Source organism: Escherichia sp. XD33 (assembly GCF_019375075.1).
GTDB lineage: Bacteria > Pseudomonadota > Gammaproteobacteria > Enterobacterales > Enterobacteriaceae > Enterobacter > Enterobacter flexneri_A.
This window is the reverse complement of sequence record NZ_JAENDM010000013.1, coordinates 71835-93326: the sequence shown is the minus strand read 5'-3', so window position 1 is coordinate 93326 and position 21492 is coordinate 71835. Positions and strand designations below refer to the sequence as shown.

Annotated in this window: 23 protein-coding genes; 11 read left to right on the top strand and 12 right to left on the bottom strand. The window is 49.5% G+C overall.

The window, feature by feature from the left end; all coding sequences use genetic code 11:
* Positions 1 to 52 precede the first annotated feature (52 nt).
* The 4 genes from pabB to K0778_RS10315 all read left to right on the top strand — a co-directional run bounded on the left by pabB (position 53) and on the right by K0778_RS10315 (position 5273).
* Positions 53 to 1414 carry an aminodeoxychorismate synthase component 1 gene (gene pabB / locus K0778_RS10330; RefSeq protein ID WP_000854972.1) on the top strand — a complete coding sequence of 454 codons (1362 nt, stop codon included), beginning with the start codon at positions 53 to 55 and terminating at the stop codon, positions 1412 to 1414.
* A gap of 3 nt (positions 1415 to 1417) precedes the next feature.
* Positions 1418 to 1996 (top strand): CoA pyrophosphatase, encoded by a 579-nt coding sequence (locus tag K0778_RS10325; RefSeq protein WP_000456714.1) that lies wholly within the window; start codon positions 1418 to 1420, stop codon positions 1994 to 1996.
* Between the two features lie 183 nt (positions 1997 to 2179).
* A complete protein-coding gene (gene sdaA, locus K0778_RS10320) occupies positions 2180 to 3544 on the top strand; it encodes an L-serine ammonia-lyase (protein ID WP_000624298.1) in 1365 nt (454 codons plus the stop codon).
* Positions 3545 to 3674: 130 nt separating this feature from the next.
* Entirely contained in the window at positions 3675 to 5273 is a 1599-nt protein-coding gene (locus K0778_RS10315; protein WP_001295494.1) for an EAL domain-containing protein, read from the top strand.
* A 3-nt stretch (positions 5274 to 5276) separates the two neighbouring features.
* Here the strand turns inward: K0778_RS10315 and yoaE are convergent, their stop codons facing one another.
* Together yoaE and yoaL are read right to left on the bottom strand one after the other, a co-directional pair.
* Positions 5277 to 6833, bottom strand: coding sequence for a CNNM family cation transport protein YoaE (gene yoaE, locus K0778_RS10310; protein ID WP_000394983.1), 1557 nt, complete (start codon positions 6831 to 6833; stop codon positions 5277 to 5279).
* The gene (yoaL, locus tag K0778_RS28315; protein WP_001327808.1) at positions 6821 to 6979 is read right to left on the bottom strand and encodes a protein YoaL; all 159 of its coding nucleotides are present in this window, start codon (positions 6977 to 6979) and stop codon (positions 6821 to 6823) included. Before yoaL ends, yoaE begins: the two co-directional genes overlap by 13 nt.
* A gap of 316 nt (positions 6980 to 7295) precedes the next feature.
* Here yoaL and manX point away from each other — a divergent pair, with 316 nt between their 5' ends.
* The 5 genes from manX to mntP all read left to right on the top strand — a co-directional run bounded on the left by manX (position 7296) and on the right by mntP (position 11502).
* The gene (gene manX, locus K0778_RS10305) at positions 7296 to 8267 is read left to right on the top strand and encodes a PTS mannose transporter subunit IIAB (RefSeq protein ID WP_000150543.1); all 972 of its coding nucleotides are present in this window, start codon (positions 7296 to 7298) and stop codon (positions 8265 to 8267) included.
* Positions 8268 to 8329: 62 nt separating this feature from the next.
* Positions 8330 to 9130: a PTS mannose transporter subunit IIC gene (gene manY / locus K0778_RS10300; RefSeq protein ID WP_000406926.1), complete on the top strand. Its 801-nt coding sequence runs from the start codon at positions 8330 to 8332 to the stop codon at positions 9128 to 9130.
* A 12-nt stretch (positions 9131 to 9142) separates the two neighbouring features.
* Positions 9143 to 9994: a PTS mannose transporter subunit IID gene (manZ, locus tag K0778_RS10295; protein WP_000228655.1), complete on the top strand. Its 852-nt coding sequence runs from the start codon at positions 9143 to 9145 to the stop codon at positions 9992 to 9994.
* Between the two features lie 54 nt (positions 9995 to 10048).
* Positions 10049 to 10507, top strand: a complete 459-nt coding sequence (locus tag K0778_RS10290; protein WP_000156255.1) for a DUF986 family protein — start codon at positions 10049 to 10051, stop codon at positions 10505 to 10507.
* A gap of 428 nt (positions 10508 to 10935) precedes the next feature.
* Positions 10936 to 11502: a manganese efflux pump MntP gene (mntP, locus tag K0778_RS10285; RefSeq protein ID WP_001296134.1), complete on the top strand. Its 567-nt coding sequence runs from the start codon at positions 10936 to 10938 to the stop codon at positions 11500 to 11502.
* Here the strand turns inward: mntP and rlmA are convergent.
* From rlmA to mgrB, 5 genes are all read right to left on the bottom strand, one after another.
* Positions 11499 to 12308 carry a 23S rRNA (guanine(745)-N(1))-methyltransferase gene (gene rlmA / locus K0778_RS10280; RefSeq protein ID WP_000010120.1) on the bottom strand — a complete coding sequence of 270 codons (810 nt, stop codon included), beginning with the start codon at positions 12306 to 12308 and terminating at the stop codon, positions 11499 to 11501. The genes mntP and rlmA overlap by 4 nt on opposite strands.
* A gap of 165 nt (positions 12309 to 12473) precedes the next feature.
* Positions 12474 to 12683 carry a transcription antiterminator/RNA stability regulator CspE gene (gene cspE / locus K0778_RS10275; RefSeq protein ID WP_001062678.1) on the bottom strand — a complete coding sequence of 70 codons (210 nt, stop codon included), beginning with the start codon at positions 12681 to 12683 and terminating at the stop codon, positions 12474 to 12476.
* A gap of 12 nt (positions 12684 to 12695) precedes the next feature.
* Positions 12696 to 12839 (bottom strand): DUF2627 domain-containing protein, encoded by a 144-nt coding sequence (locus K0778_RS10270; RefSeq protein WP_001295496.1) that lies wholly within the window; start codon positions 12837 to 12839, stop codon positions 12696 to 12698.
* A gap of 669 nt (positions 12840 to 13508) precedes the next feature.
* Positions 13509 to 13796, bottom strand: a complete 288-nt coding sequence (locus K0778_RS10265) for a YebO family protein (RefSeq protein ID WP_001006862.1) — start codon at positions 13794 to 13796, stop codon at positions 13509 to 13511.
* Between the two features lie 74 nt (positions 13797 to 13870).
* Entirely contained in the window at positions 13871 to 14014 is a 144-nt protein-coding gene (mgrB, locus tag K0778_RS10260; protein WP_000714550.1) for a PhoP/PhoQ regulator MgrB, read from the bottom strand.
* A gap of 158 nt (positions 14015 to 14172) precedes the next feature.
* Between mgrB and K0778_RS10255 the strand changes: the two genes are divergently transcribed.
* Positions 14173 to 14412 (top strand): YobH family protein, encoded by a 240-nt coding sequence (locus K0778_RS10255; protein ID WP_001619528.1) that lies wholly within the window; start codon positions 14173 to 14175, stop codon positions 14410 to 14412.
* Positions 14413 to 14554: 142 nt separating this feature from the next.
* Here K0778_RS10255 and kdgR read toward each other — a convergent pair whose 3' ends face one another.
* A complete protein-coding gene (gene kdgR, locus K0778_RS10250; RefSeq protein WP_001262182.1) occupies positions 14555 to 15346 on the bottom strand; it encodes a DNA-binding transcriptional regulator KdgR in 792 nt (263 codons plus the stop codon).
* 176 nt (positions 15347 to 15522) lie between these two features.
* Here kdgR and K0778_RS10245 point away from each other — a divergent pair, with 176 nt between their 5' ends.
* Positions 15523 to 16896 (top strand): MFS transporter, encoded by a 1374-nt coding sequence (locus K0778_RS10245; protein ID WP_063084775.1) that lies wholly within the window; start codon positions 15523 to 15525, stop codon positions 16894 to 16896.
* Positions 16897 to 16941: 45 nt separating this feature from the next.
* Here the strand turns inward: K0778_RS10245 and htpX are convergent, their stop codons facing one another.
* From htpX to msrC, 4 genes are all read right to left on the bottom strand, one after another.
* Positions 16942 to 17823 (bottom strand): protease HtpX, encoded by an 882-nt coding sequence (gene htpX / locus K0778_RS10240; RefSeq protein ID WP_000984517.1) that lies wholly within the window; start codon positions 17821 to 17823, stop codon positions 16942 to 16944.
* A gap of 191 nt (positions 17824 to 18014) precedes the next feature.
* Entirely contained in the window at positions 18015 to 20063 is a 2049-nt protein-coding gene (gene prc, locus K0778_RS10235; RefSeq protein WP_063084776.1) for a carboxy terminal-processing peptidase, read from the bottom strand.
* A 19-nt stretch (positions 20064 to 20082) separates the two neighbouring features.
* Positions 20083 to 20781: an RNA chaperone ProQ gene (gene proQ, locus K0778_RS10230; RefSeq protein ID WP_000431381.1), complete on the bottom strand. Its 699-nt coding sequence runs from the start codon at positions 20779 to 20781 to the stop codon at positions 20083 to 20085.
* 96 nt (positions 20782 to 20877) lie between these two features.
* On the bottom strand, positions 20878 to 21375 hold the full coding sequence (msrC, locus tag K0778_RS10225) for an L-methionine (R)-S-oxide reductase (RefSeq protein ID WP_001043877.1): 498 nt from the start codon (positions 21373 to 21375) through the stop codon (positions 20878 to 20880).
* Positions 21376 to 21492 lie beyond the last annotated feature (117 nt).

Below are 21492 nucleotides of genomic sequence, written 5' to 3'. Positions count from 1 at the left end.
TGGCGCTAATTATTTCATGCTACCCGGCACATAGCCAGTAGAGTCAGGACTGATGAAGACGTTATCTCCCGCTGTGATTACTTTACCCTGGCGTCAGGACGCCGCTGAATTTTATTTCTCCCGCTTAAGCCACCTGCCGTGGGCGATGCTTTTACACTCCGGCTATGCCGATCATCCGTATAGCCGCTTTGATATTGTGGTCGCCGATCCGATTTGCACTTTAACCACTTTCGGTAAAGAAACCGTTGTTAGTGAAAGCGAAAAACGCACAACGACCACTGATGACCCGCTACAGGTGCTCCAGCAGGTGCTGGATCGCGCAGACATTCGCCCAACGCATAACGAAGATTTGCCATTTCAGGGCGGCGCACTGGGGTTGTTTGGCTACGATCTGGGCCGCCGTTTTGAGTCACTGCCAGAAATTGCGGAACAAGATATCGTTCTGCCGGATATGGCAGTGGGTATCTACGATTGGGCGCTCATTGTCGACCACCAGCGTCATACAGTTTCTTTGCTGAGTCATAATGATGTCAATGCCCGTCGGGCCTGGCTGGAAAGCCAGCAATTCTCGCCGCAGGAAGATTTCACGCTCACTTCCGACTGGCAATCCAATATGACCCGCGAGCAGTACGGCGAAAAATTTCGCCAGGTACAGGAATATCTGCACAGCGGTGATTGCTATCAGGTGAATCTCGCCCAGCGTTTTCATGCGACCTATTCTGGCGATGAATGGCAGGCATTCCTTCAGCTTAATCAGGCCAACCGCGCGCCATTTAGCGCTTTTTTACGTCTTGAACAGGGTGCAATTTTAAGCCTTTCGCCAGAGCGGTTTATTCTTTGTGATAATAGTGAAATCCAGACCCGCCCGATTAAAGGCACGCTACCACGCCTGCCCGATCCTCAGGAAGATAGCAAACAAGCAGAAAAACTGGCGAACTCAGCGAAAGATCGTGCCGAAAATCTGATGATTGTCGATTTAATGCGTAATGATATCGGTCGTGTTGCCGTAGCCGGTTCGGTAAAAGTACCAGAGCTGTTCGTGGTGGAACCCTTCCCTGCCGTGCATCATCTGGTCAGCACTATAACGGCGCGACTACCAGAACAGTTACACGCCAGCGATCTGCTGCGCGCAGCTTTTCCTGGTGGCTCAATAACCGGGGCTCCGAAAGTACGGGCTATGGAAATTATCGACGAACTGGAACCGCAGCGACGTAATGCCTGGTGCGGCAGCATTGGCTATTTGAGCTTTTGCGGCAACATGGATACCAGCATTACTATCCGCACGCTGACTGCCATTAACGGACAAATATACTGCTCTGCGGGCGGTGGAATTGTCGCCGATAGCCAGGAAGAAGCGGAATATCAGGAAACTTTTGATAAAGTTAATAAGATATTACGCCAACTGGAGAAGTAAGACGTGGAATACCGTAGCCTGACGCTTGATGATTTTTTATCTCGCTTTCAACTTTTGCGCCCGCAAATTAACCGGGAAACCCTAAATCATCGTCAGGCTGCCGTGTTAATCCCCATCGTCCGTCGACCGCAACCGGGGTTGTTGCTGACTCAGCGTTCAATTCATCTGCGTAAACACGCTGGACAAGTGGCATTCCCTGGAGGTGCAGTCGATGACACGGACGCATCAGCTATCGCCGCCGCGCTGCGCGAAGCTGAAGAAGAGGTCGCTATACCGCCTTCCGCCGTTGAAGTTATCGGCGTGCTGCCGCCCGTCGATAGCGTAACTGGCTATCAGGTAACCCCAGTGGTCGGCATTATCCCGCCCGATCTGCCGTATCGCGCCAGTGAAGATGAAGTCTCGGCGGTGTTTGAAATGCCGCTCGCCCAGGCATTACATCTGGGTCGTTATCACCCTTTAGATATCTACCGCCGTGGCGATTCACATCGGGTATGGCTGTCCTGGTACGAACAGTATTTTGTATGGGGAATGACCGCATGCATAATTCGTGAGCTGGCGCTGCAAATTGGTGTGAAACCCTGACTATACTTATCTTTACATCTACAAAACACTACTTGAGACAATCATCGCAATATTAGTTAAATCGCGGTTTTTGATTAGTTTAATTCATGTGAATAGTTAAGCCAGTCGCCGCGTTCCCTCTTACACTATGCGCTGTTATTAGTTCGTTACTGGAAGTCCAGTCACCTTGTCAGGAGTATTATCGTGATTAGTCTATTCGACATGTTTAAGGTGGGGATTGGTCCCTCATCTTCCCATACCGTAGGGCCTATGAAGGCGGGTAAACAGTTCGTCGATGATCTGGTCGAAAAAGGCTTACTGGATAGCGTTACTCGCGTTGCCGTGGACGTTTATGGTTCACTGTCGCTGACGGGTAAAGGCCACCACACCGATATCGCCATTATTATGGGTCTTGCAGGTAACGAACCTGCCACCGTGGATATCGACAGTATTCCCGGTTTTATTCGCGACGTAGAAGAGCGCGAACGTCTGCTGCTGGCACAGGGACGGCATGAAGTGGATTTCCCGCGCGACAACGGGATGCGTTTTCATAACGGCAACCTGCCGCTGCATGAAAACGGTATGCAAATCCACGCCTATAACGGCGATGAAGTCGTCTACAGCAAAACTTATTATTCCATCGGCGGTGGTTTTATCGTCGATGAAGAACACTTTGGTCAGGATGCTGCCAACGAAGTGAGCGTGCCGTATCCGTTCAAATCTGCCACCGAACTGCTCGCGTACTGTAATGAAACCGGCTATTCGCTGTCTGGTCTCGCTATGCAGAACGAACTGGCGCTGCACAGCAAGAAAGAGATCGACGAGTATTTCGCGCATGTCTGGCAAACCATGCAGGCATGTATCGATCGCGGGATGAACACCGAAGGTGTACTGCCAGGCCCGCTGCGCGTGCCACGTCGTGCGTCTGCCCTGCGCCGGATGTTAGTTTCCAGCGATAAACTGTCTAACGATCCGATGAATGTCATTGACTGGGTAAACATGTTTGCGCTGGCAGTTAACGAAGAAAACGCCGCCGGTGGTCGTGTGGTAACTGCGCCAACCAACGGTGCCTGCGGTATCGTTCCGGCAGTGCTGGCTTACTATGACCACTTTATTGAATCGGTCAGCCCGGACATCTATACCCGTTACTTTATGGCAGCGGGCGCGATTGGTGCATTGTATAAAATGAACGCCTCTATTTCCGGTGCGGAAGTTGGTTGCCAGGGCGAAGTGGGTGTTGCCTGTTCAATGGCTGCTGCGGGTCTTGCAGAACTGCTGGGCGGTAGCCCGGAACAGGTTTGCGTGGCGGCGGAAATTGGCATGGAACACAACCTTGGTTTAACCTGCGACCCGGTTGCAGGGCAGGTTCAGGTGCCGTGCATTGAGCGTAATGCCATTGCCTCTGTGAAGGCGATTAACGCCGCACGGATGGCTCTGCGCCGCACCAGTGCACCGCGCGTCTCGCTGGATAAGGTCATCGAAACGATGTACGAAACCGGTAAGGACATGAACGCCAAATACCGCGAAACCTCACGCGGTGGTCTGGCAATCAAAGTCCAGTGTGACTAATACTTCTTACTCGCCCATCTGCAACGGATGGGCGAATTTATACCCGCTTTCTCGTCTGCTGTAATATTCCCCACTACACTTCCACTGTTGCGTCAGGCGTTTGTCGCCATACGCTTACAGGGTGGCCCGCATGCAAAAAGCACAACGGATCATTAAAACCTATCGCCGTAATCGAATGATTGTTTGTACGATTTGCGCACTCGTTACGCTCGCTTCGACCCTGAGCGTGCGATTTATTTCACAGCGTAACTTAAATCAACAACGGGTAGTACAATTCGCCAATCACGCTGTAGAGGAATTAGATAAAGTACTGCTTCCCCTACAGGCAGGTAGCGAAGTCTTGCTTCCGCTGATTGGTCTGCCCTGCTCTGTCGCCCATTTGCCATTACGTAAACAGGCGGCAAAACTCCAAACTGTGCGATCCATTGGCCTGGTGCAAGACGGCACACTTTATTGCTCCAGCATTTTTGGTTATCGCAATGTGCCCGTCGTGGACATTCTGGCTGAACTTCCTGCACCGCAACCACTTTTACGCCTGACGATCGACCGTGCCCTGATTAAAGGCAGTCCGGTTTTGATTCAATGGACGCCTGCAGCGGGCAGTAGCAATGCTGGGGTCATGGAGATGATTAACATCGACTTACTGACGGCAATGCTCCTTGAGCCACAACTGCCGCAAATCAGTAGCGCCAGCCTGACGGTGGACAAACGGCATTTGCTCTATGGTAATGGGCTGGTAGATTCCCTTCCGCAACCTGAAGACAATGAAAACTATCAGGTTTCTTCGCAACGCTTTCCTTTTACCATTAACGTTAATGGTCCGGGGGCTACGGCGCTGGCATGGCACTATCTTCCAACACAATTACCGCTGGCGGTGCTGCTAAGTTTACTGGTGGGCTACATCGCCTGGCTGGCGACCGCTTACCGGATGAGCTTTTCCCGCGAAATCAATCTGGGCCTGGCGCAACATGAGTTCGAATTGTTCTGTCAGCCTTTGCTTAATGCGCGCAGCCAGCAATGTATTGGTGTAGAGATTTTGCTGCGCTGGAACAATCCGCGTCAGGGCTGGATTTCACCGGATGTGTTTATTCCTATCGCGGAAGAACATCATTTAATTGTGCCACTGACCCGCTATGTGATGGCAGAAACCATTCGTCAGCGCCATGTTTTCCCGATGAGTAGTCAGTTTCATGTTGGCATTAACGTCGCACCCAGCCATTTTCGCCGTGGTGTGCTGATAAAAGATCTCAATCAGTACTGGTTTAGCGCTCACCCGATTCAGCAACTGATCCTCGAAATCACCGAACGCGATGCCTTACTGGATGTTGATTATCGGATTGCCCGCGAGCTACATCGTAAAAACGTCAAACTGGCGATTGATGACTTCGGCACCGGCAACAGTTCATTTTCCTGGCTTGAAACATTACGTCCTGACGTGCTGAAAATTGATAAGTCATTTACCGCAGCTATAGGTTCTGACGCGGTTAACTCGACGGTGACCGATATCATCATCGCGCTGGGGCAAAGACTGAATATTGAACTGGTGGCGGAGGGCGTGGAAACGCAAGAACAGGCGAAGTATTTGCGCCGTCATGGCGTGCATATTTTGCAAGGGTATTTGTACGCACAGCCGATGCCGCTACGTGATTTTCCCAAATGGCTGGCGGGCAGCCAACCGCCGCCCGCCCGGCATAATGGACATATCACGCCCATTATGCCGTTACGTTAATGCTTACTCATCTTCATCGTGCGCCGGTTGCTCTTTAACAATGCGAACCAGATCAACACGATAATCATTGGCTTCAATGATGGTGATATGCAGTGGCCCTACATCAATCACATCGCCCACACGGGGAATGTGACCATTTGCCGAGATCACGAGGCCCGCGACCGTCGCGATATCATCGTCATCGGCAAGGTGCTCAACATCAAGCGCCTGCTGCAAGGCATGCAAATCTGTACCGCCTTTTACCAGCCAGCCGTCACCATCAGTAATGATTTCCGGCGTTTCGTCAGCGTCCGGGAATTCACCCGCAATGGCTTCCAGCACATCCAGCGGCGTGACCAGACCTTGTACCACACCAAACTCGTTGGTCACGATAACAAAGCTCCCGCGAGCACGACGCAGCACGCCCAACAGGTTGATCGGATCGAGGGTTTCCGGGACGATAATCGCCGGAGACGCCGAAGCAATCGCCGCCACATCAACGCCCTCTTCCAGCGCCACCAGCAGTTCTTTAGCACGTACAATACCGATGATTTCATCCAGTTCACCGCGACATACCGGGAACAGACTGTGCGGTGAAGAGAGCAGTTGCTCGCGGATTTCATCGACCCCGAGATTAGCGTCAACCCAGCTTATTTCACCGCGCGGCGTCATGATCCCGCGCAGAGAACGCGACGCCAGCGTCAGTACGCCGTTAATCATGTAACGTTCTTCTTCGGCAAATGCACCTTCCGGGATCGGCATCGGCATCGGGTTATCGGCATCGTGCTGAACATTGGCCTGACGTTTCCCGCCCATCAAACGCAGGATGGCATCGGCAGTACGCGCTCGCAGCGGCAAAGTCGACTGGTGGCGAATAAAGTTGCGACGCGCAATCTGGTTAAACACTTCGATGATGATCGAGAAGCCAATCGCGGCATACAGGTAACCTTTCGGAATGTGGAAACCGAAACCTTCTGCCACCAGACTCAGACCAATCATTAACAGGAAGCTCAGACAGAGCACCACCACCGTGGGGTGCTGGTTAACGAATCGCGTCAGCGGTTTGGATGCCAGCAACATAACCGCCATCGCAATCACTACCGCCGCCATCATCACCGGCAGATGGTTAACCATCCCTACTGCAGTAATTACCGCATCCAACGAGAAGACGGCGTCAAGGATGACAATCTGTGTGACGACCACCCAGAAACTGGCGTAGCCTTTACCGTGGCCGGAATCATGATCGCGGTTTTCCAGCCGTTCATGCAGTTCGGTTGTTGCTTTGAACAGCAAGAATATCCCCCCGAACAACATAATCAGGTCGCGTCCGGAGAAGGAGAAATCCATGACGGTAAATAGCGGTTTGGTCAGCGTGACCATCCATGAAATCAGCGACAGCAGCCCCAGACGCATAATCAGCGCCAGTGATAACCCCAGCAAACGCGCTTTATCGCGTTGTTTTGGCGGCAGTTTGTCAGCAAGAATGGCGATGAAGACCAGGTTATCGATACCCAGCACAATTTCGAGAACAACAAGCGTGAGTAGCCCCGCCCAAATTGAGGGGTCCATTAAGAATTCCATGACAAGCTCCTGCTTAAGGAATAGCTATTCGACGCCAGAAATAATGCAGGCGTAACGACAAAATGCAAACGAAAGGTGCGGCATAGAGTGCCAGAAAGGCAGGCGTTAAAAGGCCTGATGCTGAAATGACGTCGGTGACGATCCATACTGCGGGCTACTGCCCTATACTCCATGGTTGTTAAACGGGAGTTAAACATATCAGAGACGCCTCTGATTTGGCAAAGATTTACCTTCCTTTGCAAACGAATGTGACAAGGATATTTTACCTTTCGAAATTTCTGCTAATCGAAAGTTAAATTACGGATCTTCATCACATAAAATAATTTTTTCGATATCTAAAATAAATCGCGAAACGCAGGGGTTTTTGGTTGTAGCCCTTATCTGAATCGATTCGATTGTGGACGACGATTCAAAAATACATCTGGCACGTTGAGGTGTTAACGATAATAAAGGAGGTAGCAAGTGACCATTGCTATTGTTATAGGCACACATGGTTGGGCTGCAGAGCAGTTGCTTAAAACGGCAGAAATGCTGTTAGGCGAGCAGGAAAACGTCGGCTGGATCGATTTCGTTCCAGGTGAAAATGCCGAAACGCTGATTGAAAAGTACAACGCTCAGTTGGCAAAACTCGACACCACTAAAGGCGTGCTGTTTCTCGTTGATACATGGGGAGGCAGCCCGTTCAATGCTGCCAGCCGCATTGTCGTCGACAAAGAGCATTATGAAGTCATTGCAGGCGTTAACATTCCAATGCTCGTGGAAACGTTAATGGCTCGTGATGATGACCCAAGCTTTGATGAACTGGTTGCGCTGGCAGTAGAAACAGGCCGTGAAGGCGTGAAAGCACTGAAAGCCAAACCGGTTGAAAAAGCCGCGCCAGCACCCGCTGCCGCAGCACCAAAAGCGGCTCCAACTCCGGCAAAACCAATGGGGCCAAACGACTACATGGTTATTGGCCTTGCGCGTATCGACGACCGTCTGATTCACGGTCAGGTCGCCACCCGCTGGACCAAAGAAACCAATGTCTCCCGTATTATTGTTGTTAGTGATGAAGTGGCTGCGGATACCGTTCGTAAGACACTGCTCACCCAGGTTGCACCTCCGGGCGTAACAGCACACGTAGTTGATGTTGCCAAAATGATTCGCGTCTACAACAACCCGAAATATGCTGGCGAACGCGTAATGCTGTTATTTACCAACCCAACAGATGTAGAGCGTCTCGTTGAAGGCGGCGTGAAAATCACCTCTGTTAACGTCGGTGGTATGGCATTCCGTCAGGGTAAAACCCAGGTGAATAACGCGGTTTCGGTTGATGAAAAAGATATCGAGGCGTTCAAGAAACTGAATGCGCGCGGTATTGAGCTGGAAGTCCGTAAGGTTTCCACCGATCCGAAACTGAAAATGATGGATCTGATCAGCAAAATCGATAAGTAACGTATTGTGTTGATTATCACTCAGTTTTCACACTTAAGTCTTACGTAAACAGGAGAAGTACAATGGAGATTACCACTCTTCAAATTGTGCTGGTATTTATCGTAGCCTGTATCGCAGGTATGGGATCAATCCTCGATGAATTTCAGTTTCACCGTCCGCTAATCGCGTGTACCCTGGTGGGTATCGTTCTTGGGGATATGAAAACCGGTATTATTATCGGTGGTACGCTGGAAATGATCGCGCTGGGCTGGATGAACATCGGTGCTGCAGTTGCGCCTGACGCCGCTCTGGCTTCTATCATTTCTACCATTCTGGTTATCGCAGGTCATCAGAGCATTGGTGCAGGTATCGCACTGGCAATCCCTCTGGCCGCTGCGGGCCAGGTACTGACCATCATCGTTCGTACTATTACCGTTGCTTTCCAGCACGCTGCGGATAAGGCTGCTGATAACGGCAACCTGACAGCGATTTCCTGGATCCACGTTTCTTCTCTGTTCCTGCAAGCAATGCGTGTGGCTATTCCGGCCGTCATCGTTGCGCTGTCTGTTGGTACCAGCGAAGTACAGAACATGCTGAATGCGATTCCGGAAGTGGTGACCAATGGTCTGAATATCGCCGGTGGCATGATCGTGGTGGTTGGTTATGCGATGGTTATCAACATGATGCGTGCTGGCTACCTGATGCCGTTCTTCTACCTCGGCTTCGTAACCGCAGCATTCACCAACTTTAACCTGGTTGCTCTGGGTGTGATTGGTACTGTTATGGCAGTGCTCTACATCCAACTTAGCCCGAAATACAACCGCGTAGCCGGTGCGCCTGCTCAGGCAGCTGGTAACAACGATCTCGATAACGAACTGGACTAACAGGTGAGCGAAATGGTTGATACAACTCAAACTACCACCGAGAAAAAACTCACTCAAAGTGATATTCGTGGCGTCTTCCTGCGTTCTAACCTCTTCCAGGGTTCATGGAACTTCGAACGTATGCAGGCACTGGGTTTCTGCTTCTCTATGGTACCGGCAATTCGTCGCCTCTACCCTGAGAACAACGAAGCTCGTAAACAAGCTATTCGCCGTCACCTGGAGTTCTTTAACACCCAGCCGTTCGTGGCTGCGCCGATTCTCGGCGTAACCCTGGCGCTGGAAGAACAGCGTGCTAATGGCGCAGAGATCGACGACGGTGCTATCAACGGTATCAAAGTCGGTTTGATGGGGCCACTGGCTGGTGTAGGCGACCCGATCTTCTGGGGAACCGTACGTCCGGTATTTGCAGCACTGGGTGCCGGTATCGCGATGAGCGGCAGCCTGTTAGGTCCGCTGCTGTTCTTCATCCTGTTTAACCTGGTGCGTCTGGCAACCCGTTACTACGGCGTAGCGTATGGTTACTCCAAAGGTATCGATATCGTTAAAGATATGGGTGGTGGCTTCCTGCAAAAACTGACGGAAGGGGCGTCTATCCTCGGCCTGTTTGTCATGGGGGCATTGGTTAACAAGTGGACACATGTCAACATCCCGCTGGTTGTCTCTCGCATTACTGACCAGACGGGCAAAGAACACGTTACTACTGTCCAGACTATTCTGGACCAGTTAATGCCAGGCCTGGTACCACTGCTGCTGACCTTTGCTTGTATGTGGCTACTGCGCAAAAAAGTTAACCCGCTGTGGATCATCGTTGGCTTCTTCGTCATCGGTATCGCTGGTTACGCTTGCGGCCTGCTGGGACTGTAAGACTGTTGTACACTACCGGGGCCTTTTGGCCCCGTTTTTTTATCTGGAGGATTAATGACAATCACGGACCTGGTACTGATTCTTTTCATCGCCGCACTCCTGGCCTTCGCGATCTACGATCAGTTCATCATGCCCCGCCGTAATGGCCCCACCCTGCTGGCAATTCCTTTGCTCCGGCGTGGTCGCATCGATAGCGTTATCTTCGTCGGATTGATTGTCATTCTTATCTATAACAACGTCACGAATCATGGTGCGTTAATAACGACATGGTTATTAAGCGCACTGGCTCTGATGGGTTTTTATATATTCTGGATCCGCGTTCCGAAGATCATCTTTAAACAAAAAGGTTTTTTCTTCGCCAATGTCTGGATTGAATATAGCCGAATCAAAGCGATGAACTTGTCGGAAGATGGCGTGTTGGTGATGCAATTAGAACAGCGTCGGCTGTTAATCCGCGTTCGAAATATCGACGATCTGGAAAAAATTTATAAGCTTCTCGTTTCAACTCAATAAGTTATGAATTTAGCCAAAGCTATGTTTAGTGTATTTTTAATAATCAGACATAGCTTAGGCTATATTACCTCTTCCCTTATTTGTTATTTATTTTAACGTTTCATTGATATATAAATCTAAATGTAAATCGTTATCAATAAAGCAATGAAATAATATATTCCAACAGTTGTTTTATATTCTCAAAATATGTTAAGGTTGCGCCCTCATTTGGGGAGTAGCCGATTTCCAGATTCCGGAAATGTACGTGTCAACATACTCGTTGCAAAACGTGGCACGTACGGACTGAATACTTTCAGTCAGGCGAGACCATATGCACATCAATCGCTATGCCTGCATGAACGCGAAAACCATCGCGGCTTGTTGTTCATGTATGCATGTTTGCTGGGGGCGATGATGTGTTTTATGGATACCCCGGTCAGGACATTGTCATGAATATCACTGCTACTGTTCTTCTTGCGTTTGGTATGTCGATGGATGCATTTGCTGCATCAATCGGTAAAGGTGCCACCCTCCATAAACCGAAATTTTCTGAAGCATTGCGAACCGGCCTTATTTTTGGTGCCGTCGAAACCCTGACGCCGCTGATCGGCTGGGGAATGGGCATGTTAGCCAGCCGGTTTGTCCTTGAATGGAATCACTGGATTGCGTTTGTGCTGCTGATATTCCTCGGCGGGCGAATGATTATTGAGGGTTTTCGTGGCGCAGATGATGAAGATGAAGAGCCGCGCCGTCGGCACGGTTTCTGGCTACTGGTAACCACCGCGATTGCCACCAGCCTGGATGCCATGGCTGTGGGTGTTGGTCTTGCTTTCCTTCAGGTCAACATTATCGCGACCGCATTGGCCATTGGTTGTGCAACCTTGATTATGTCGACATTAGGGATGATGGTTGGTCGCTTTATCGGCTCAATTATTGGGAAAAAAGCGGAAATTCTCGGCGGGCTGGTACTGATCGGCATCGGCGTCCAGATCCTCTGGACGCACTTCCACGGTTAATAAGAACGCTGCCAGAGGTGAATATTAAAGTCCGTCTGGCAGTCGAACACTTCTTTTGCTGCCAGTGTTTGCCAGACTTCTGGCTTCGCACGCCAGGCAAACGGCGTCATCTGCAATAATGCGACGGCTTCATCACCGCGAAGACGCATCGGATAACACAACTCAGCACTCTGCTGTAATGTAAAACCTTCCAGTTGTTCTGCATGAGGTGCATGAAGATGTACTTCATTGTAAATCAGTCCCTTCAGCTCCATCAAATGTCGCGGTCCCGGCGTGGCAGTAATGACCCAACCGCCGGGCTTCACTACTCGCGCTAATTCTTCTGCTTTACACGGCGCGTAAATACGTATTATGGCGTCCATACTGGTATCGGAAAACGGCAAACGGTGGCTGGAAGCGACACAAAAAGTGACCTGCGGATAGCGTTTCGCCGCCGCTTTTATCGCTACCTTCGAGACATCCAGGCCAAAGGTGGTGATTTCGGGCAACGCATCGGCAAATGCGTGTGTGTAATACCCTTCACCACAGCCAATATCCAGCACCGCCGTGGCCTTTTCATCAAGCCGTTCCCGCAGTTGGGCGACAATTGCATCACGCAGCGGCTGATAATGTCCGGCATCTAAGAATGCGCGGCGTGCTTGCATCATTTCCGCGCTGTCGCCCGGATCACGAGACCGTTTATGCTGAACGGGCAGCAGATTGACATACCCTTCTTTCGCCATATCAAACTGATGTCGCTGGGGACAGATATAGCTGTTTTTTTCACGCGAAAGAGGCTGATGGCAAAGTGGACAGGAAAACGACATTACAACTCCGGCAGGATACTAAAGGCCGCAAGTGTAACGCGAATCACGCGGCGGGCAAATATCCGAACGCCAGGAGCGAAGATAAAGCATAGTAAAAAGCCTCGCATTCGACGAGGCTTTATAGCGAGATTGAAGCGTATTCACACTTCAGATCAGTGGATTCGATCAGATAGCTGTTACGTTAACAGCTGCCGGACCTTTCTGGCCGTCCTGAATTTCGAACTCAACGTTCTGACCTTCAGCCAGAGTTTTGAAGCCATTACCCTGGATAGCGGAGAAGTGTACGAACACATCTTTGCTGCCATCAGCCGGAGTAATGAAGCCAAAACCTTTAGACTCGTTGAACCACTTAACCTGACCTTTAATCTTTGCCATTTGAAAAATTCCTTAGATTGTTTTCTTCGCCCGCAGGCATAACATAGATAAAACTGACACATTACTGCATGAGGCACCAATATAAGGCTCGGCAGAGAAGCGGTATTCAACGTCAACGTGTTTACTCAGGACTTCTTTACTGAAAATGCCACACATAAACAGAACTGTACCTCGTTTAACCCGAAATCTGTTATCACATACAACGTTAATTATGGCAAGCCATTTTTAAACATGTCTCGATCAGACGCACAAATCTCGATACGTCTTCCACTTTTTTTGCACACTTATGCAACGGAATACGCGCCGATATATCATTGTGCTTAACCTTGCCAGTTCAGGCAGATACTTAAACTGGCGTAGTTTCTAACATAGTTCAATAAGTTCAGTTGTTCCAGGCCAGTGGGAGAAGTTATTACATAGTGCGTGCAATATCACATTTTCTGCTATGCAATGAATAAAAAGTTATATCACTTTTTCTCATAAAACAGTCAGTTAACGGCTATCAATTACCCTAAAGAGAAGTCAACCCCCAAAGGGATTGTAAATTTAAAATAAGAAAAATTGATGAGTGAGCAAAAAAATCGAGAGAGAAACGTTTCGCTAATAAATAATACCACGCTTAATCACAAATCTGATGTAAACATCCTAATAAATTAATGAGGAAAATATCTTTTTCTGATATCCCGTTACGCAAATAAATAATATGACAATTATTTGAAGTCAGACCAGAGTTTTAATTTGAAGCAGTTGCACCATGACAGTGCGTATAATCAGGATGAATTGAGTAACCCTTCAACGACGGGGTTACTCAAGATTGAGGAAGGATTATCGTTCGGCGACCAGGCGAATAATATCTTCGTCTTCAACCGATTTTTGACTCTCAATGGTCTTTTTATCTGCTTTCTCTGGTTCGTTTGCTTCGCACAAACGACGTAACAGTGCATTTTGACGTTTTTGCTGATCCAGCAACGCCTCAAGCAGTTCAATCTGTTCGTTAGTCCGAGAACTGGCACGATTGATAAAAAACCACAAGATGAGCCCGATAAGAAGAACCACCACCGATACAACCAAAGACGCAATGTTCATCACGCCTGAATTTACAACTTCGTTCATTTCACCACCTCTGAGTAGAGGCGCTATTCTACCACTGCTGGAGAGGAAGAAAATCTAGTGCTGAAAAAATGATATCACCACGGGATAAACTGGTTAATGGCACAAATTCCGCTGAAAAATTGTACATCCTGATCGCACATCATGTTGAATACCTGCGCCCAAAGCAGCAAGCAAGCCAACACCACGACAACCAGAACGACCCATCGAAACTTTTTCACTCCAATCTCCGCTTCACCTACCTTATGTCATTAAACTAGCATGCGTTAGTTAAACAGCGCCTAACTATGTCGATATTCGTGCTTTTTCGGAATGAGTAGCTTGCTTCAGCGCATATTGCCGCTACGATTAAGCGAACATAAAAAGAGAAGAGGTTGTAATGCGATTCATCATTCGCACAGTTATGCTGATAGCACTGGTATGGATAGGATTATTACTCAGCGGATATGGCGTTTTGATTGGAAGCAAAGAGAATGCCGCAGGATTAGGTTTGCAATGTACCTATCTGACTGCCAGAGGCACCAGCACGGTCCAATACTTGCACACTAAAAGTGGTTTCTTGGGGATAACAGATTGCCCACTGTTACGTAAAAGCAATATCGTGGTCGATAATGTTTAAGGGTAATAAATAACCAGATTCTCACTCATGAGTAAAATATTCTTATAGCAAGCGCGTTTAATATAACGCACCTTCAACTTTATTTTTCTCATGCTAAATAAAGAACCTGTCTGTTTGATATTCCGACAGGTTCTTACTCTCATCAGAACGGATAGTCGTGATAACCCATTTGGGCAGAAATTTTGCGCGCTGCGGTATGCAACATTGCGACATATTCCTGTAAACGCTCTTCAGAGAAACGCAACGTCGGGAAGGAGATGCTCAAACCGGCAATGACCACGCCAAAGCGATCAAATACCGGTACCGCAATGCATCGCAGCCCTTCTTCCTGCTCTTCGTTATCTTCGCCATACCCCTGCTCGCGCACCTGGTCCAGAACGGGTAATAACGCTTCTGTACTGGTGATGGTCCGCTCGGTACTGCGTTTATACTCCACGCCCTCAAGAATTTGCTTCACTTCATCGCGATCGCGCCATGCCAGCAGTACCTTACCAATCGCGGTGCTGTACAGCGGATTACGACGCCCAATCCGTGAATACATGCGCAAATTGTACATAGAGTCAATTTTGTGAATGTAAACAATACTGTCTTCGTCCAGTGCGCCGAGGTGGATAGTTTCTTTGGTCAGGCGGGAGATCTCACGCATCTGGATATCTGCGCTACGAATTAAATCGACGTTTTGTAACGCGCGAGCGCCCAGTTCAAACAATTTCAGGGTCAGGGAATATTTCTCCGACTCCCCTTCCTGCGCCACATAACCTAAGGTTTTCATGGTCTGTAAAAAGCGATAAACGGTGCTTTTTGACATCATGACGCGCTGCGACAGCTCGGTTATCCCTATTTCGCGCTCTTCACCCAGCGCCTGCAAAATGCCAAAAACTTTTAGCACGGAAGATACAGAATCAGGCTGTTTATCCAGATCTGCGTTAGCCATTTATCACCTCATTGCGAGTGTTTTATAAAAATCAGAACTGTTTTTTATTATAATTTCGCACCAGGGTGGTCGCAATCCATCTTTTGCCGGTTAGTTACAATTCTGCGACATCCACCGTGAATATCAGTGCTAGAATCATACCCCTGTTGATTATTCACCAAAGATATAAAATTCCTATGCCAAAAGTTCAGGCCGACGGCCTGCCATTGCCCCAGCGATACGGTGCGATATTAACCATTGTGATTGGTATTTCGATGGCTGTCCTTGACGGCGCAATCGCCAACGTCGCCCTGCCAACAATCGCCACGGACCTTCATGCCACGCCAGCCAGTTCCATCTGGGTAGTGAACGCCTATCAAATCGCCATTGTCATCTCCCTGCTCTCGTTTTCGTTTCTGGGCGATATGTTTGGCTATCGACGTATTTATAAATGCGGTCTGGTCGTTTTTCTGTTGTCTTCACTGTTCTGCGCCCTTTCTGATTCGCTGCAAATGCTCACCCTTGCGCGTGTCATACAAGGTTTCGGCGGTGCAGCGTTGATGAGCGTTAATACCGCACTTATCCGCCTGATCTATCCACAACGTTTTCTGGGGAGAGGGATGGGCATAAACTCGTTTATTGTTGCCATCTCTTCTGCTGCCGGGCCGACAATTGCTGCAGCAATCCTCTCCATCGCATCCTGGAAATGGTTATTTTTAATCAACGTACCGTTAGGTATTATCGCCCTGCTTCTGGCGATGCGTTTTCTGCCACCCAATGGTTCTCGCGCCAGTAAACCCCGTTTCGACCTGCCCAGCGCCGTGATGAACGCGTTAACCTTCGGCCTGCTTATCACTGCGTTGAGTGGTTTCGCTCAGGGGCAATCGCTGACGTTAATTGCTGCGGAACTGGTGGTAATGGTTGTTGTTGGTATTTTCTTTATTCGCCGCCAGCTTTCTCTTCCCGTACCGCTGCTACCGGTGGATTTACTGCGTATCCCGCTGTTTTCACTTTCTATTTGCACATCTGTTTGCTCTTTCTGCGCACAAATGCTGGCAATGGTTTCCCTGCCCTTTTACCTGCAAACCGTGCTCGGGCGTAGTGAAGTCGAAACAGGTTTACTTCTGACACCGTGGCCGTTAGCAACGATGGTGATGGCTCCGTTGGCAGGCTATTTGATTGAACGCGTACATGCAGGATTGCTGGGTGCTCTAGGGTTGTTCATCATGGCTGCGGGGCTTTTTTCCCTGGTTCTGCTGCCCGCGTCACCTGCGGATATCAATATTATCTGGCCGATGATCTTATGTGGCGCTGGATTTGGCTTGTTCCAGTCACCCAATAACCACACCATTATTACCTCCGCTCCTCGCGAACGTAGCGGTGGAGCCAGTGGCATGTTAGGAACGGCTCGTCTACTGGGTCAGAGTAGCGGCGCGGCACTGGTGGCGCTGATGCTAAATCAGTTCGGTGATAATGGTACGCACGTTTCGCTGATGGCTGCGGCTATTCTGGCAGTGATTGCTGCCTGTGTCAGTGGTTTACGTATCACTCAGCCACGATCCAGGGCATAAAAAAAGCGCGTCGATCAGGACGCGCTTTTTAGTATTTACTTCATATTACTTCAGGTATTCACCCGTACGCAGAGCTTCAATTCGTTTATCCAGCGGCGGGTGAGTCATGAACAACTCACTGAGCGATTTCGACTTACCGTTAATGCAGAAAGCCATCATGCTGGTTGCTTCTTGCGGTTCATAGCTGGTTTTCAGGCGCTGCAGCGCGGCAATCATTTTCTCGCGACCAACCAGTTTTGCCGAACCGGCATCAGCATGGAATTCACGATGACGCGAGAACCACATGGTGATAATGCTCGCCAGAATACCAAACACCAGTTCCAGAACCGTTGCAACCGCAAAGTAGATCAGCGGGTTGCCGTTGCTCTCTTCACCTTCATCACGATTTCCGCCCATAAAACCCGCGGCAAGCTGCGCCAGAATACGGGAAATAAAGATAACGAAGGTGTTCACCACGCCCTGAATCAGCGTCATGGTAACCATATCACCATTGGCGATGTGGCTGATTTCGTGAGCAATTACCGCCTCGGCTTCATCCGGGCTCATGTTCTGCAGCAAACCGGTGCTGACAGCAACCAGAGAGGCATCACGGCGCGCACCGGTTGCAAAAGCGTTGATGTCCGGCGCATGGTAGATAGCCACTTGCGGCATAGCGATCCCTGCCTGACGAGCCTGGGTTGCTACAGTATTGACCAGCCAACGTTCCCTTTCGTTACGCGGTTGCTCGATCACTTCCCCGCCAACAGATCGTAATGCCATCCATTTGGACATCAGAAGCGAAACGAAGGAACCACCAAAACCGAACAGCAAGGCCATGATCATCAGCCCCTGAACGCTGCTCGACTGTATCCCTGTCAGGCTCAGTACCAGCCCGAAAACGACCATTACGGCCAGGTTCGTTAGCAGGAAGAGCGCGATTCGCATCATAATTTTCTTTTTACCTCAGTTTAACAAAACGCAATATGCGATACCCACATCGTATGGGTTACGCGACTATTTTCAAGTCTGGATAGTGCGTAAGTCACCAGAAAGACACAACTTTACATTTTGTAGCATCTGATTTACGGCATCTTGCCGCTGTTAAAAAATCAGGCACAATTTCTTGTGCCTGATTGATATTACTTGACGGGAGCGGGTTGTTCCGCGGGTCTGGCTTTTTCAAGCTTCGCCAGATCGAGTGCGATATTCACCGTCTCATCCAGATAAGGATCCGGCTCCTGGTAATCTTTCGGTAGATCATCCAGCTTCTTCAACTCCGGTTTACCTTCGCGTTTAAAGCGTTCGTTCAAACGCGCCAGACGCGTCGCATCATCTTCATTATTCTCTTTCTCACGCACAGCGTAGTTCAGAGAAACGATATTGCGCTTGTCCTTCATAGCGTTGAAGCGCGCGATATCCTTCATGATGTTCTGGAACTCAGGATCTTTCGCGATACGCGCATTATGTTCCTTCAGCAGCTCCGGCCCAAAGGCCGTTAAATCGCCTGATTTCACATAAGTCGCGGCATCAATGCTATCCCACGGCAGCGCGTTATCTTCGAATTTCTCACCCGTTTCCGTTTCTTCATTACCCGTCGGCATGATGATGTCTGGCGTTACGCCTTTACGTTGCGTACTGCCGCCGTTAACGCGATAGAATTTCTGGATCGTGTACTGCACAGAACCCAGCGCTGGCCATTCAGGACGTAACATCTGATCGTAAATACGGTTCAATGAACGGTATTGCTGAACGGTGCCTTTACCAAACGTCGGTTCACCCACAACCAGCGCACGACCGTAATCCTGCATTGCCGCGGCAAAGATTTCTGAAGCCGAAGCACTGAAACGGTCAACCAGTACCACCAGCGGGCCTTTATAGAACACCTGCCCGTCGGTATCGCTGTCTTCACGAACCTTGCCGTTGTTATCGCGGACCTGAACAATGGGACCCGCAGGAATAAACAGACCTGAGAGCGATACCGCTTCGGTCAACGCCCCACCGCCATTGCTACGCAGGTCGATGATCACACTGCTGACATTCTGTTTTTCCAGTTTCTGCAGTTGAACTTTGACATCGTCTGTCAAACCCACATAGAAGCCCGGAATATCCAGCACGCCGACTTTCTCTTTACCGACGGTCTTCACCGACATTTTAACCGCGCGGTCTTCGAGACGAATACGTTCACGGGTCAATGTTACAGTGCGGGTCTTGGTCCCTTTACCAGCAGGTAAAATTTCCAGACGAACTTTACTGCCCTTCGGCCCTTTAATTAAGGCAACCACATCATCAAGACGCCAGCCAATCACGTCAACCATCGGCTTGCCTGTTTGACCAACACCGACAATTTTGTCACCAACGCTGATAGCTTTACTCTTCGCTGCCGGACCACCTGCCACCATCGAATTGATAACGGTGTAGTCATCATCCATTTGCAGCACTGCGCCAATACCTTCCAGCGACAAACTCATTTCAGTGTTGAACTGTTCGGTATTACGCGGGGAAAGATAGTTGGTATGCGGGTCGATTTCACGCGCAAACGCCGTCATTGCCAGCGAGAAAACATCTTCGCTGTTGGTTTGCGCCAGACGACGAATGGCAAATTTGTAGCGGCGTGTCAGGGTTTCACGAATTTCTTTATCCGTTTTTCCTGCCAGCTTCAGGCTTAACTCGTCGAATTTGACTTTACTGTCCCACAGCGCGTTCAACTCAGCCTCGTTTTTCGGCCAGGGCGCTTTGCTGCGGTCAAGGTTATAAGTGTCGTTGCCGGTGAAATCCATCGGCTTTTCCAGTACCGACAAAGCGTACTGGTAACGCTCAAAACGGCGCTTTTGCGCCAGATTGTAGAGATCGTAGAAAACGTCGAGTTTGCCTGAACGCAGTTCATCGCCTAACTCGGTTTTCTTTTTCGCGAACTGTTCAACATCGCTTGCCAGCAGCACGTTGTGGCTGTAATCGAGCAGATTCAGGTAGCGGTCAAAGATTTTGGCCGAAAATGCCTGATCGAGGTCGAACTGGCGATAATGAGAACGGGTGAAGCGCGACGTTACGCGCTCACTTACCGTCGCATGCTGCGTCTCTTCCTTTAATACCGGAATTTGAACAGCACGCGTGATATCTTCTACAGCGAAGGTCTGGCCTGCTATTGCAAGCAGGCCAGCTAACGCGGTAAGCCTAAAAAACATGTTCATGCCTGGCCCGGCCTCCGTTTCAGAACACCAGGTGTTCTGCGCGCACAATCAAAGACATACCCGAATTCAGCTGGACGCGGACGCCGTCTTTGGTGATTTCTAATACGGTGGCATCCATCGCGTTTTGACCCGCTTTCACCTTCAGAGCTTGTCCGACAGTCAGAGCTGAAATGTCAGAAACCGGGGTGTGCTGTTCTTCGCGAGGTGCTTTTACTGTTTTTGGCGCTTTCTCTACCGGCTTTTGCGCACGAGGTTTACGTTCAGCGCCTTCTTTGCGGCGTGGCGTAGTCGGACGTGGCTTGCGTTCGCGGCGCGGTGCGTCTTCTTTCTCACCAGCAGTTGCGGCAGCTTCGCGTTTTTTCGCTTGCTGTTCAGCACGCTGTGCCTGAACACGCGCTTTCGCTTCTTCAAGCTGCTTGCGAGCATGCTCTACATGTTGCTCGTCCAGCTCACCGCATGGGTTGCCGTCAAGATCGACACGCGTTGCGCCGGGTTTAACACCGTAAAGATAACGCCAGCTCGAAGTGTAGAGACGTAAAGCGGATCGCAATTGCGTTTTGCTCAGGTTCATTTCCCCAGCAACACGATCGACCAAATCCTGAAAAATACCGATTTTCAGCGGACGCGCTTCACCTTCCGCACTGAAACAGTGGGGAAAACGTTCGGCCAGAAACGCGATTACTTCTTTACTGCTATTCAACTTAGGTTGATTTTCCATGAAATTTCCTGATTACAACGGACGTAGCCAACAAGCGCAGGCATGAACAGGCGTCATTATAATGACGCTATCAGTAAATGCTACGTTATCCGTTGATTATCCTGCGACGCTCGCAAAGAATTTTTTGTAATCCGTCGTTGCAAGCACTTTTTCAAGCTGTGCCACAAGCTGACGTAAGCCTTGCTCGTCCTCGTCTGTAAAGCGACCGAAGACGGTACTATCGATGTCGAGAACACCAATAATCTGATTTTTCACCACCAGCGGCAGAACAATTTCAGAATTACTCGCCGCATCACAGGCAATATGCCCGTCAAACACATGAACATCCTCGATACGCTGCACTTGATTGCGGGCAACCGCAGTGCCGCACACGCCGCGCCCGACGGGTATCCGGACACAGGCAATTTTGCCCTGAAATGGTCCGAGTACCAGTGTATCGTCCTCAAGCAAATAAAAACCTGCCCAGTTTATGTCAGTGAGACGCTCATATAACAACGCACTGGTGTTCGCAAGCGTTGCCAGAAAACTGGTTTCTCCCGCCATCAGCGCGTTAAAGTCGCGATTTAAATCCGCGTAAAATTCTGTTTTGTTCATTATATAATCACTTGGTTGTCTTACCTGGATCTGCCAGCCTATTAAAATAAGCATTAAATGCGTTAATGCTCAAGATCATTCCCATCATGGGTTAAGATTAATGTTAATTCTTATTAC